General features: G+C 64.7%; 10 protein-coding genes. 4 read left to right on the top strand and 6 right to left on the bottom strand.

The genetic code is table 11. The features are described 5' to 3' along the window. Window position 1: 1 nt before the first annotated feature. From ppsA to gap, 3 genes are read right to left on the bottom strand one after another with little or no spacing between them, the layout of a single operon-like run. Window positions 2-2,440 carry a phosphoenolpyruvate synthase gene (gene ppsA / locus V6K60_RS07550; protein ID WP_332449907.1) on the bottom strand — a complete coding sequence of 813 codons (2,439 nt, stop codon included), beginning with the start codon at window positions 2,438-2,440 and terminating at the stop codon, window positions 2-4. Continuing rightward, the gene (locus tag V6K60_RS07545; protein WP_332449906.1) at window positions 2,437-3,492 is read right to left on the bottom strand and encodes an NAD(P)-dependent oxidoreductase; all 1,056 of its coding nucleotides are present in this window, start codon (window positions 3,490-3,492) and stop codon (window positions 2,437-2,439) included. The genes ppsA and V6K60_RS07545 overlap by 4 nt, the downstream gene beginning before the upstream one ends. Before the next feature lie 12 nt (window positions 3,493-3,504). Further along, window positions 3,505-4,512: a type I glyceraldehyde-3-phosphate dehydrogenase gene (gap, locus tag V6K60_RS07540; protein ID WP_332449905.1), complete on the bottom strand. Its 1,008-nt coding sequence runs from the start codon at window positions 4,510-4,512 to the stop codon at window positions 3,505-3,507. Window positions 4,513-4,958: 446 nt separating this feature from the next. Between gap and V6K60_RS07535 the strand changes: the two genes are divergently transcribed. After that, on the top strand, window positions 4,959-5,606 hold the full coding sequence (locus tag V6K60_RS07535; RefSeq protein WP_332449904.1) for a nucleotidyltransferase domain-containing protein: 648 nt from the start codon (window positions 4,959-4,961) through the stop codon (window positions 5,604-5,606). A 3-nt stretch (window positions 5,607-5,609) separates the two neighbouring features. Beyond that, the gene (locus V6K60_RS07530; RefSeq protein WP_332449903.1) at window positions 5,610-6,062 is read left to right on the top strand and encodes a HEPN domain-containing protein; all 453 of its coding nucleotides are present in this window, start codon (window positions 5,610-5,612) and stop codon (window positions 6,060-6,062) included. Window positions 6,063-6,174: 112 nt separating this feature from the next. Here the strand turns inward: V6K60_RS07530 and gpmA are convergent, their stop codons facing one another. Further along, window positions 6,175-6,921 (bottom strand): 2,3-diphosphoglycerate-dependent phosphoglycerate mutase, encoded by a 747-nt coding sequence (gene gpmA / locus V6K60_RS07525; protein WP_332449902.1) that lies wholly within the window; start codon window positions 6,919-6,921, stop codon window positions 6,175-6,177. A 255-nt stretch (window positions 6,922-7,176) separates the two neighbouring features. Between gpmA and V6K60_RS07520 the strand changes: the two genes are divergently transcribed. Together V6K60_RS07520 and V6K60_RS07515 are read left to right on the top strand one after the other, a co-directional pair. Beyond that, window positions 7,177-8,787 carry an META domain-containing protein gene (locus V6K60_RS07520; protein WP_332449901.1) on the top strand — a complete coding sequence of 537 codons (1,611 nt, stop codon included), beginning with the start codon at window positions 7,177-7,179 and terminating at the stop codon, window positions 8,785-8,787. A 180-nt stretch (window positions 8,788-8,967) separates the two neighbouring features. After that, window positions 8,968-9,825, top strand: coding sequence for an META domain-containing protein (locus tag V6K60_RS07515; RefSeq protein ID WP_332449900.1), 858 nt, complete (start codon window positions 8,968-8,970; stop codon window positions 9,823-9,825). A gap of 13 nt (window positions 9,826-9,838) precedes the next feature. Here the strand turns inward: V6K60_RS07515 and V6K60_RS07510 are convergent, their stop codons facing one another. Further along, the gene (locus V6K60_RS07510) at window positions 9,839-10,234 is read right to left on the bottom strand and encodes a nuclear transport factor 2 family protein (RefSeq protein ID WP_332449899.1); all 396 of its coding nucleotides are present in this window, start codon (window positions 10,232-10,234) and stop codon (window positions 9,839-9,841) included. 40 nt (window positions 10,235-10,274) lie between these two features. Beyond that, window positions 10,275-12,104, bottom strand: a complete 1,830-nt coding sequence (locus V6K60_RS07505) for a substrate-binding domain-containing protein (RefSeq protein WP_332449898.1) — start codon at window positions 12,102-12,104, stop codon at window positions 10,275-10,277. Between the last annotated feature and the right edge of the window lie 52 nt (window positions 12,105-12,156).

Below are 12,156 nucleotides of genomic sequence, written 5' to 3'. Positions count from 1 at the left end.
CTCACCGGGGCACCGGGACCGCCTTCTTCGCGCCCCGAAGGCGCTCTTCTGCCTCCGCCACCCGGAGGGTGATCTTCAGGATCGCATCGGGCTCGACCGATATCGAGTCGATTCCCTGCTCTACCAAAAAGTCGGCAAACTCCGGGTAGGTGCTCGGCGCCTCGCCGCAGAGCCCGCTGTGCCGATGGTTCCGCCGGCAGCCCTCCACGGCCATCGCGACCATCCGTTTGACCGCCGGGTCGCGCTCGTCGAAGGCCCCGCCCACGACCGCCGAGTCGCGGTCGATGCCGAGGACGAGCTGGGTCAGGTCGTTTGAGCCGATCGAGAACCCATCGAAGTACTCGCTGAACGCATCAAGTTCGACGACGTTGCTCGGGACCTCGCACATCTGGTATACCTGGAGACCGTTCTCGCCGCGCGAAAGACCGTTCCTCCCGAGTTCCTCAATGACCTGCTTTGCCTCCTCAACCCGGCGGCAGAAGGGGATCATGATGATCAGATTCGTGAGGCCCATCTCTTCGCGGACCCGCTTCAGCGCCCGGCATTCGAGGCTGAATCCTTCCCGGTAGCGCTCGTCGTAGTAGCGGGAGGCGCCGCGGAAGCCGAGCATCGGGTTTGCCTCCGCAGGCTCGAAGTAGGCCCCGCCGAGGAGGCTTGCGTACTCGTTCGTCTTGAAGTCGCTCGTCCGGACGACCACGGGGTTCGGGTAGAACGCCGCGGCGATGGTCCCGGCGCCCTCCGCGAGCCTCTCGACGAAGTACTCCGCCCCGTCTGGATAGCCGTAGGTGAGGTCCGCGATCGATTGCCGGACGGATTCGTCCTCGACCCGTTCGGGGTGGACGAGCGCCATCGGGTGGACTTTGATGTAACTGCTGATGATGAACTCCATACGGGCGAGGCCGATGCCGTCGTTCGGGACCATCGCCAATCCGAAGGCCGCGTCCGGGTTACCCAGGTTCATCATCACCTCGGTCTTCGGCCGCCGCAGGTCCGAGAGCCGGGTCCTCTCGACATGGAACGGGAGGGCTCGATTATAGACGAACCCTTCCTCCCCCTCGGCACAGCTCACCGTCACCTCGCGACCCGTCGGGACCTTCTCGGTCGCGTCGCCCGTCCCGACGATCGCAGGGATGCCGAGTTCCCGGCTGACGATCGCCGCGTGGGATGTCCGCCCGCCCCGGTTCGTCACGATCGCGGCGGCCGTCTTCATCACGGGCTCCCAGTCGGGCGTCGTGGTATCGGAGACCAGGATCTCCCCGGGTCTGAACTCCGGGAGGCGGCTGACGTCGGTGATGATCCGGGCCTTCCCGGCGGCAATCTTATCGCCGATGCTCTTTCCGGTGACCAGTACCGTCCCGCGCTCGTCAAGGCGGTAGGTCTCAAGGACGTCTCCCGCCTTCTGCGACTGCACAGTCTCGGGCCGGGCCTGGACGATGAAGAGTTCCCCGGTCTCGCCGTCCTTTGCCCACTCGATATCCATCGGCACCGGTTTATTGGCCTTCGCCGAGTAGTGGTCCTCGATCGTGAGCGCGTATCCGGCAAGCGTCAGGATATCGTCGTCGTCGATACAGAACCTCTTCCGTTCGGCCTCCGGGACATCGACCCTCCGGGTGACCTCCTTCGTCCCCCCGTGGCCGTAGATCAGTTTCACTCTCTTCTCGCCGAGGTTCTTCCTGACGATCGCCCGGTAGCCCTTCCGGAAGGTCGGCTTGAAGACGTAGAACTCGTCGGGGTTGACGGCGCCCTGGACGATCATCTCGCCGAGGCCATAGGAACCGGTGATGAGGACGACATCCCGGAAACCGGTATCGGTGTCGAGCGTGAAGATGACCCCGCTCGATGCCAGGTCGGAGCGGACCATCTTTATGATCCCGACCGAGAGGGCGACCTTGAAGTGGTCGAAGCCGTTGTCCACCCGGTAGGCGATCGCCCGGTCGGTGAAGAGAGAGGCGAGGCACCGGACGTAGGCCTCCCGGAGCGCCTGGTAGCCGCGGATGTTCAGGAAAGTCTCCTGCTGGCCCGCGAACGAGACCGTCGGGAGGTCTTCAGCGGTGGCGCTCGACCGGACGGCGACGTCGGCATCGGGCCCGTACTCGTCGCAGAGCATATCGTAGGCTGTCCGGATCTCATTCCAGAGGTCTTCGGGGACCCCGGCCGAAAGGATCAGGTCGCGGGCCCGCCTTCCCCGCTTTGCGATGTCGGCGACGTCGCTCCGGTCGAGCCCGGCAAGTGCCTCTTTGAGGTCGTCGAAGATCCCTGCGGATGCAAGGACGTGCCGGTAGCCTTCGGCGGTCACGGCGAACCCGTCGGGGATCTTCACGCCTTTTTTGGTCAGTTCGCTGTACATCTCGCCGAGAGATGCGTTCTTCCCGCCGACCAGGCCGACATCCTCGTTTCTCGTGTCGGCAAGCCAGCGGATGTAAGTAGCGTCCTGCTTCATGCTCTCCCTCCTGCGGGCGCCTCTGCCGGCACCCGATAGGTCCCGGCGACGACGTTCTGCGGGTTCCCGGCAAAGAACGCCCTGATATTCTCGATGCTTGCATCGAGGATCCGGTCGACCGCCTCCCGCGTGTTGAAGGCGTTATGGGGGGTGAGGATCGCCCTGTCGGAGTGGAGCAGGCCGAAACTCTCGAGCGCATCCCGGAGTTCGTCCTCCGATGCCTCGCCGGCCCCCTGGAACTCCTCCTGGATCCAGACCTCTTCGCCCTCGAAGGTGTCGAGCGCGACTCCCCCGAGCCGGCCCTCGCGGAGCGCGCTCGCGATCGCTCCCGTATCCACCACGCCGCCCCGCGAGGTGTTGACAAGGAGCACGGTATTTTTCACGAGCCGCAGCCGCTCGGCGTCGATCAGGTGGTGCGTCGCCTTCGTGTAGGGGACGTGCAGGCTGATGACGTCCGCCTGCCGGAGAACGTCGTCGAGGTCCATGTAGCGGACACCGTACTCCTCCGTGAGGGCCGGGTTCGGCCGCAGGTCGTAGGCGATCACCTCCATCTCCGCCGCGTGGGCGATGCGGGCGAGGTGCGACCCGATGCGCCCGGTCCCGATCAGGCCGAGAGTCTTACCGGCAAGATCCATCCCTGAGAGGCCGGCCCGCGAAAAGTCGCCCCGGTCCGTTCGCTCAAACGTCGGCCTGAACTTCCGGGCAAGGGCCAGGATGAGCCCGAACGCGAACTCCGCCACCGTGGACTCACCATAGTGCGGCACGTTACAGACGGCGATCTTCCTCTCCCGGCAGGCGACGGAGTCGATATGGTCAAACCCTGTGGACATGGCGGCGATCACCTTGAGGTCGGGCAGCCGGTCGAGGACCTCGCGGGTGACGCGCGACATGACGAAGACCCCGATGCCCCCGGCGCCATGGGCAAGCGAGACGTTCTCGATCGTGAGGGGTTCGGCATGGAGGTCGATATCGTAGCCGGCCTCGCCGGCGAACGCCCTCCGGATCACATCCTGCTCGTGCTCATCAAGGCCGAAGAAGACTAATTTAGTCATCAGTGTATCCCCTCACTCCCGGGAGGCCATGTAAGAGGCGATATCGACCATCCTTTTAGCGTACCCAAACTCGTTGTCGTACCAGACCAGGACCTTGACCATCCGGCCGCCGACGACGCTCGTGGAGAGCCCGTCGACGACCCCGGAGTGCGGGTCGCCGACGATATCGGCCGATACGATCGGATCCAGGGTATACGCGAGGTATCCCTTCATCCTTCCTTCCGCCGCCTGCTTCATCGCGGCGTTCACATCATCCGCTGTTGCGCCGCGTGAGAGTTCCGCAACAATATCGATGACGGACCCATCGGGGATCGGGGCCCGGATTGCTATCGCGTCCATCTTCCCGGTGAGTTCGGGGAGAACCCGGGTGGTGGCGACGGCGGCCCCGGTCGATGTCGGGATGAGCGAGACGGCCGCGGCCCGTCCCCGGCGCGGTTTCTTCGCGGCCCGATCAACCAGTGCCTGGGTGGCGGTGTAGGCGTGGATCGCCGTCGCCATCAGGCGTTCGACACCGAAGGCGTCGCTCAAGACCTTTGCCGCCGGGGCAAGTGCGTTGGTCGTGCAGGAGGCGTTCGAGACGACGGTGTGCTTTGCGGGGTCATACGTCTCCTCGTTGACCCCGAGCACGACCGTATGGTCGGCGTCGGGCGAGGGTGCGCTGATGACGACCCGGGACGCCCCGGCATCCAGGTGTTTTGCAGAGCCCGCCCGTTCCGTGAAGTGCCCCGTGCACTCAAGCACCATATCCACACCGAGGTCCTTCCACGGGAGGCGTGCGGGGTCCCTTTCGTGCAGCACCCGCACCTCGTTTGACCCGAACCGGAGGCGGTCCGCCCCTGCCTCGACCGGGAACGGCGCCCGCCCATGGACCGAGTCGTACTTCATCAGGTAGGCGAGTTCTTCCGTCGGGCTTGGGTCGTTCACCGCGACGATCTCGATATTCTCCGGCGGGTCGGTGAGGTAGTTGTAGAGGACTTTCCGCCCGATCCGCCCAAATCCGTTGATGGCAACCTTCTTCATATCACTTCCCCCTTGTCAGACAGGGGCCCCCTCTGCGGGAGGGTATATATGATCTTTGCCCGGGGATGGTGCCGGGGAAATTCGCCGGTTCGGGGGCGGTTTTGGTTTTCCGGCCGCAGGGTTTCGCACCGGCCGGACCCTGCGACACTGCCGGAGGCCGACACTCTCTGAAGGCCGGCGCGAGGGTCGCCTTCCGGGGCCACGGATCTCCACCGGATATCGCACCTGACGGTGCTCGTGCTCCGGATGTCCCATCCATCGCAATCGCCATGACCGGCCTCGAACCGCGTGGGAGGGGGGGCGGGGGATGCCGGAGAAGAACTTTGGGGTGACATTCTGCCCGGGGAGATCCCCGGAAAAATGCCGGCAACTGACCGGATCCCCCGGGATGCCTTTATGTACCCTCGCTGATATATACTCAACAAGTGATGAGAGAAAATCAACATATGTTGAATAATATTCAACAAAATGAGAACCCCGGCCGGCAGCTCCTGGATGAAGAGACACCCACAGCAGACGGGAACACCCCGCCCGGCAACCCTCACCCCTGGGACTTCCTGGACGCATACGGATCGCTCTTCCGGAGATCGTCGTTGATCCTCCTCGTCCTGCTCGGGAGGGACTACACGAGGAAGTTCCACGTCCGGGAGCTCTCCCGGATAGTACATCGCGACGTCTCACTCGTCAGCAAAAATCTCAAAGATCTCGGGGCAATGGATCTGGTCACCCGCGAGGACGTAGGAAATCTCGCCTTTTATCAGGCGAATATGGAGAGCGTCCTCCTGCGGCAGATGAAGGTCTGGTTCACGCTCCTTGAACTGCAGCCCCTCATCCGGGACCTGCGGGGTATGACGACGAACGTTATCCTCTACGGCAGCTGTGCGCGAGGAGAGGATACGCCCGCAAGCGATATCGACCTCTATATCGAGACCCTCGACAAAGAGCCTATCCAGGAGATCTTACATATGCACCAGAACACCCTTGCGCGAGAACTCTCCTCGATCATCAACACGCCGGATGAAACCTATCGATTAAAGACCGAGGACGCCCCATTCTTCGATAACATCCAGCAGGGTATTGTTCTTATTGGGTGAGGGATGTCATACAAATTCCAGGACTGCGTGAGCCGTCGGGGTGTGGTCAAACGGCCCGCGAGCAGGGCGACGGTCGAGAGGGAGCTCGCTGAGGCAAAGGGAGATCTCGACTCGGCAAAGAAATCGCTTCTCGAATCCGACTACAAGTGGACCATCATCAAGGCATACTATTCCATGTTCCATGCCTGCAAATCGCTGCTCTTCAGTGCCGGGTACGTCGAGAAGAGCCACGAGTGCCTTATAGCCGCCATCGAGGAACTATTCACCGATAGAGGAATCCTGCCTCCTGCAATCGTCTCCGACCTCCGGAGAGCGAAGACTGCACGAGAGGCAGCCGACTATGGTCTGACGTACGGTGAAGCCTCTGCAAACGGAACCGTGCAGGATGCGGAGCAGATCTTCGAGATTATTTCCGGCTATCTTGCAAAACACGGGTTCAAGACGCCCTCACCGTAATCGCAGAGATGCCCGGCGGAGGGTAATGATAACACACTTTACTTCCCTGACTCTCCCGCAGGCCGGCGCGCACGTATGCGTATCCCCTCCGGGAGGGGGCCACCACCCTCACCTATCCCGGCCCGGCCTGCCGGGCCACGCCCCGTGCGGCCGCCGCGACCTCCTCCGGGTCGCCAAGGTAGTAATGCCTGATCGCTTTCAGGTCATTGTCCAGTTCGTAGACGAGGGGATAGCCGGTGGGGATGTTGAGGGCCGCGATCTCGTCGTCGGGAACCCCGTCCAGGTGCTTAACCAGGGCCCGGAGGCTGTTGCCGTGGGCGGCGACCAGGACCGGCCCGCCCCTTCGGAGGTCCCCCGTAATGTGGCTCTCCCAGTACGGGAGCACGCGCTTGAGCGTATCGTGCAGGGACTCAGTCGCAGGAAGGCTCTCCGGGTCGAGGTCCGCATAACGGGGGTCGAACCGCGGGTGCCGTGGGTCGTCCCATGCGAGCGGCGGCGGCCGGACGTCGTATGCCCGGCGCCAGAGGTGCACCTGCTCAGCGCCGTACTTCTCCGCGGTCTCCTGTTTGTTCAAGCCCTGCAGGGCGCCGTAACTCTTCTCGTTCAGTCGCCACGACCGGTGCACCGGGACGTACATGAGGTCGAGGTCGTCCATGACGATCCAGAGCGTCCGGATGGCCCGCTTCAGGACGGAGGTGTAAGCGACGCGGAACGTATATCCGCCTTCCTCGAGAAGTTCCGCCGCCCGGTGGGCCTCTTCGATACCGTGGGGCGAGAGGTCCACGTCGGTCCAGCCCGTGAACCGGTTCTCACTGTTCCAGAGGCTCTCGCCGTGCCGTAAAAGGATCAACGTCGCCATTGCACTCATCTCCCGCGCCCGGTATAATCCGCCTTCCCGGATAAATGACATGCATGCAGGGGGACACTCCTCGCAGAGCGGCCGAAACGTCCGGATGCCCGATGGCGCCGCCCGTGCAACCTCAACGGGGCATGAGGCGGCCCAAACCAAATTACCGATATAATCTCCCGGTTTGCCAAATGCGTCACGTATGGGTTCAATTTTTTTCGTAGTTTACCATTCATTTATCTCTCATTCCCGCCCATATGCTGGTGTATGGCACCGAACAGAAGAAAGAACAGAAATTACATCCTTGCGACGGCGTCGCTCCTCGTCATCGTCGTGGCGAGCATCATCGCTGCAGGATGCCTGTCGGGCACATCGGCGCCCGGGGCGGTCGCCGGGCTTGCCGGGACCTCCTGGACGCTCGATTCCTACCTCACCGGGAACGGCACGCTCGTCCCGGTCCTGCCGGGAACGGAGGTCACGGCGGCCTTCGGTCCTGACGACAAGGTCACCGGCTCTGCCGGGTGCAACGGCTACGGCGGCGACTACCTCCAGAACGGCACGACCCTCTCGGTCTCCTCGCTTGCCCAGACGCTGAAGTTCTGCACCGAGCCCGAAGGCATCATGGACCAGGAGGCACGGTTCATGGACCTCCTCGGCTCGGCGGCGGGCTGCAGGATCGAGAACGACCGGCTCATCATCACCGACGCGGACGGAACCGACGCCCTCGTCTTCGTGAAGGCAGCGCCCGTTGAACTCGCCGGGACGTCCTGGACGCTCGCGAGCCTCGCCGGGGAGAACGGCACCATGGTACCGGTCCTTGCCGGGACGACCGTCACGGCAGTCTTCGACGCTGGCGGCAACATCGGCGGAAACGCCGGGTGCAATCACTACGGCGCAAACTACACGACAGATGGCGCAACCCTTACCATCGGGTCCACCGTCAGGACCGAGATGTGCTGCAGCGAGCCGCCCGGCATCATGGAACAGGAGGACCGCTACCTCGCGCTTCTGGACGACGTCGCCTCCTACCGGATGGAGGATGACCGGCTGACCCTCGCGGACGCGAACGCTACCGTGATCCTGGTCTTCGCGAAGATCGTCCCGACGCCCGACCTCCCGCTCGTCGGGACGGACTGGGTCCTCGACAGCTACGCTACCGGAGGGGACGCAATCTCCTCAGTGATCGCGGGGGCGACCGTCACCGTGACCTTCGCGCCTGACGGCAACGTCACCGGGAACGCCGGATGCAACCACTACGGCGGCGGGTACTCCCTCGACGGCGGGAACCTTACAATCTCCTCCCTCTTCAGCACCCTGATGTACTGCGAGACGCCCGGCGTCATGGAGCAGGAGAGCGCCTACCTTGCCCTCCTCGGAAATGCCTCGTCCTACCGAATCGCGGGCGACCGCCTGACCCTCACGGATGCGGACGGAACCGAACTCCTCTTCTTCGTGCAGGCGCCGGTGGTGCCGCCGGCACCCCTCACCGGGACGGCGTGGACGCTTGAGTCCTACAGCAGCCCCGAGGGGGAGTCCGTCTCCTCGGTGATCGCCGGAACCACGGTCACGGCGGCCTTCGGCCCTGACGGCAAAGTCACCGGGAACGCCGGATGCAACTTCTACGGGGCCGACTACCAGGCCGACGGCAGAGAAATGACGATCTCGCCGCCCATCAGCACGAAGATGTACTGCGGTGAGCCGGAAGGTCTCATGGAGCAGGAGAGCACCTACCTGAACCTCCTCGCCGGCGTCTCGTCCTACCGGGTCGACGGCGACCATCTGGCCCTCACGAACGAAGCAGGCATCGACCTGCTCACCTTCGTGCAGGCCGACGACCTCCTCGATGAAGAGGGGAATGTCACTCACTCTGACCGGTGAGCGCCCCACCCCTCTTTTTCCTATCCATTCTGGATAAAAAGGCTTCTCGCGCGAAAAAGCCTTCTTGAGGCTTCCTCGACGAATCGACGCAGCGTCCGTCTGGCCATCAGGAAAAGAGGGTTTGCCTGTATCTCAATGAAAATCAGTTAGTTTTTCTTCTCCTGCCGCCCACGCCTAACCATGGCACCGATGGGCCAGGACGGGCACAGGATACTCGCGAAACTCGCGCTCCTGGTCATCGTCGCGGCCTGCCTCGTCACGATCGGCTACTCAAGCGTGACGGGCACGCCTCCCGGCGCCGCCGACAGGGTCGCCGAACCGCTTGCGGGGATGGCATGGCACCTGGCCGCGTTCCGTGCCGATAACGGCTCGATCATCGCGCCCCTGCCCGGGTCGGAGCCGTCCATCATCTTCGGCGAGAGCGGGACGCTCTCCGGGTCTGCCGGGTGCAACCTCTACTCGGCCTCTTACCGGATCAACGGCTCTGCCCTATCCGTGGAGCCGGTCACCGGCACCATGGCTGCAGCGGAACCGGGCCTCGTGCAGCAGGAGGCCCGGTTCAGGGAACTCCTGGCCGCGGCGGCCTCCTACCGGGTGGAGGAGGACCGGCTGGTGATCGCCGGGCTGTCGGGCAAGGACCTGCTCATCTTCACCCGGGACGCGCAGCCGGAGAGCGCACCGTTGCTCGCGACAGAATGGCACCTCATCCACTACAGCACCGGCGGCGGCAGCACCGTCGCGTCGCTCATCCCGGGCACCGGGATCACCCTGACCATCGATCCCGACGGCACGCTCTCGGGGTCTGCCGGGTGCAACGCCTATTCGGCCCCCTACCTCCTCAACGAGACAGGGATCACTGTGGAACGGGTCCTCGTGACGAAAGCCAACGCAGCCGAACCGGCCGGGATCATGGAGCAGGAGGGCGCGTACCTCGCCCTCCTCCGGTCGGCTGCGGGCTACCGGATCGTGGGGGATACGCTCGCGGTGATCGACGGCAAAGGGAGGGCGATCCTCTTCTTTGAGACCGGGCGCCAGTGACCGGGAAAAAAGGTTATGCCGCCGGGATTGAGTAGTGCATCTGGGCAATGACCCACGCGTGGCCCGTCCCCCGGAGCACCGCCGTCATCCGCCCATTCAGGGTCAACGGGGTGCCGCGGGCTTGAGAGCGGTAGGTCATATCGGCCATGACCCAGGCGACCGTCCCCTCGGCACCGATACGGACGTCGGAGAACTCAAGCGAGATCGTCTCAGCCTGAGTAAATTCGCGCTCGAGTTGGTGGCGGTAGGCCTCCCTTCCGATCACCTTCTCGCCGGCGTCGGTCCCGAGACCGCAGAAATCAGGGTCGGTGAGCGCCATGATGCTCTCGATATCCTTCTCTCCGGTGGCCTTTGCAAGCCGCCGGAGCACCCCCATGATCTGGCCCTGCGTCTGTTCGCTGACAATCATAAAGAGTAGTCGTCTCGAAGAGAAGATACGTTTTTCGGGCCTACGCGCCGTCCACCGGGTCGGTACGGTCCCGTCCCGTCGACCGGATGAACTCCCCGAACGCAGGCGATCGGGCGGCCCGGATGAGACTCGCGACGCCCTCGTCCGCGGCAAGTTCCCTCTGGACCAGGAGGTCGCACGACTCGTACCCGAGCGGGGTGAACCGGAGCCCCGCCTCCCGCGCCGTGCTGGCCGGGCAGACCCCTGCGTCCGCGGACCCGTTGGCGACGGCCGCGACGACGGCACCGTGCGTCCGCACCTCGCAGCCGTCGATTCCGCCGGGCTCGATCCCCTGCCGGTCCAGCCAGGCATCCAGGAAGATCCGTGCCGCCGTGCCCTTCGGGCGGTTGACGAACCGGAGTTTCGCGGCGTCGTCCAGGTCGACGACAGAGGCGATCCCGAGTTCCACCCGGGCCACCTGCACCCGCAGGAGGTCCACGCCCGGCAGGTACCGGAGCACCAGGTCGTTCCACGCCGTCCCGGTCTCGGGGAGAGCGATCGAGGCGGCATGACAGGTCTTCGCCCGCAGGGCGAGCACCGCTCCCATCGTCGATGCGTTGCAGCAGTGAAGGTGGTAGCCGAGGTCCGCGAGGCAGTTCTGGAGTCCGGCGAGGGCGGGGTCGCGCTCTCCGACACAGACGAGCGTGCGTCCGATGGAGGCCGCCGGGACGGTGAGGCGGAGATGCATCTCCTCGCCCGCCTCGACCCCCTCGCGAGCGGCGGGGACGTGGAGGTAGCCGTTCGCCCGGACCACCGCCATCTGGATGCCGCCGCCCCGGGGATGCGGGGTCGCCCAGCAGGTGCCGCCCACCCGCCCGACCGAGACCGGGATGAACTCGTCAAACCCGAGATCGGATGCCAGCCTCCTTGACAACCGGACGTCCAGTTCCTCGGCCGGGAACGGGCGAAGCCCCCACCACGCGAGCAGGTCCCCGGCAACCTCCCGGAGGATCGTCTGTGCGGCGACGGGATACCCCGGCATCCCGAGGACCGGTTTACCGTCGATCTTCGCGAGCAGCGCCGGTTTTCCCGGCCGGATGGCGATGCCGTGGAAGACGATCTCCCCGAGCCCCCCGGCGACGTCCCGGGAGAAGTCCCGCGTGCCGGCCGACGAACCTGCCGAGAGGATGACGAGGTCGTTCTCGGCCACCGCCTTCTGCACCGCCTCCCGGATCAGGTCCGGGTCGTCGGGGACGATCCCGTATCGGCAGCAGGTCGCTCCCATCCGGGTGAGGTAGGCCTCCGCCATGAGGGTGTTCGTCTCCATCGTCTGGCCGGGCCCGGGTGCCACACCGAGCGGGACGAGATCGCTCCCCGTCGGTACGATCCCGACCCGGACCGACCGGACGGCGACCCGGGTTATGCCGTAGGTCGCAAGGGCGCCGAGGTCGAACGGCCGGATCTGGTGGCCTTTCGGGAGGACGAGGTCGCCTGCCCGGACGTCCTCGCCGGCACGCCGGACGTTCTGCCAGGACGCAGCGGACTTCCTGACCCGGGGTATGCCGCCCTCATCCCAGGTATCCTCGATCATGACGACGGCGTCAAACGACGAAGGAAGGAGATCACCGGTATTGATGCGGAGATAGTCACGAAGGGGCAGCGGCCGCTGGTCCTGCGCCCCGAGGGTCTCCCTGCTCTTCACCGCATACCCATCGAACCTCGCGATATCGGCCGGGGGGACGGAGTACCCGGCGTACAGGGGTTCGACCGTCACCCGGCCGACCGAGAGGGAGAGCGGCACCGTCTCGATATGGTCCCGGGGGGGGAACGCCCGCCGCATGGCCGCGAGCGCATCGGGAAGCGGGGTAAGGTTCAGGTAACGGTGCGCCATCCTCTTTCTCCTGCCGGTCTCCCGGCAGATATGGTATTCTCTCTCATAGTAT

Origin of the sequence: Methanoculleus sp., from assembly GCF_036677455.1 — an archaeon.
In the GTDB taxonomy this organism is placed as follows: Archaea; Halobacteriota; Methanomicrobia; order Methanomicrobiales; family Methanoculleaceae; genus Methanoculleus.
This window is presented reverse-complemented; position numbering and strand designations above follow the sequence as displayed.

What these genes read in the sequence shown, in the direction of transcription:
- ppsA (WP_332449907.1), bottom strand. Translation starts at nt 2,440, where the DNA reads ATGAAGCAGGACGCTACTTACATCCGCTGGCTTGCCGACACGAGAAAC.
- V6K60_RS07545 (WP_332449906.1), bottom strand. Translation starts at nt 3,492, where the DNA reads ATGACTAAATTAGTCTTCTTCGGCCTTGATGAGCACGAGCAGGATGTG.
- gap (WP_332449905.1), bottom strand. Translation starts at nt 4,512, where the DNA reads ATGAAGAAGGTTGCCATCAACGGATTTGGGCGGATCGGGCGGAAAGTC.
- V6K60_RS07535 (WP_332449904.1), top strand. Translation starts at nt 4,959, where the DNA reads ATGTTGAATAATATTCAACAAAATGAGAACCCCGGCCGGCAGCTCCTG.
- V6K60_RS07530 (WP_332449903.1), top strand. Translation starts at nt 5,610, where the DNA reads ATGTCATACAAATTCCAGGACTGCGTGAGCCGTCGGGGTGTGGTCAAA.
- gpmA (WP_332449902.1), bottom strand. Translation starts at nt 6,921, where the DNA reads ATGGCGACGTTGATCCTTTTACGGCACGGCGAGAGCCTCTGGAACAGT.
- V6K60_RS07520 (WP_332449901.1), top strand. Translation starts at nt 7,177, where the DNA reads ATGGCACCGAACAGAAGAAAGAACAGAAATTACATCCTTGCGACGGCG.
- V6K60_RS07515 (WP_332449900.1), top strand. Translation starts at nt 8,968, where the DNA reads ATGGCACCGATGGGCCAGGACGGGCACAGGATACTCGCGAAACTCGCG.
- V6K60_RS07510 (WP_332449899.1), bottom strand. Translation starts at nt 10,234, where the DNA reads ATGATTGTCAGCGAACAGACGCAGGGCCAGATCATGGGGGTGCTCCGG.
- V6K60_RS07505 (WP_332449898.1), bottom strand. Translation starts at nt 12,104, where the DNA reads ATGGCGCACCGTTACCTGAACCTTACCCCGCTTCCCGATGCGCTCGCG.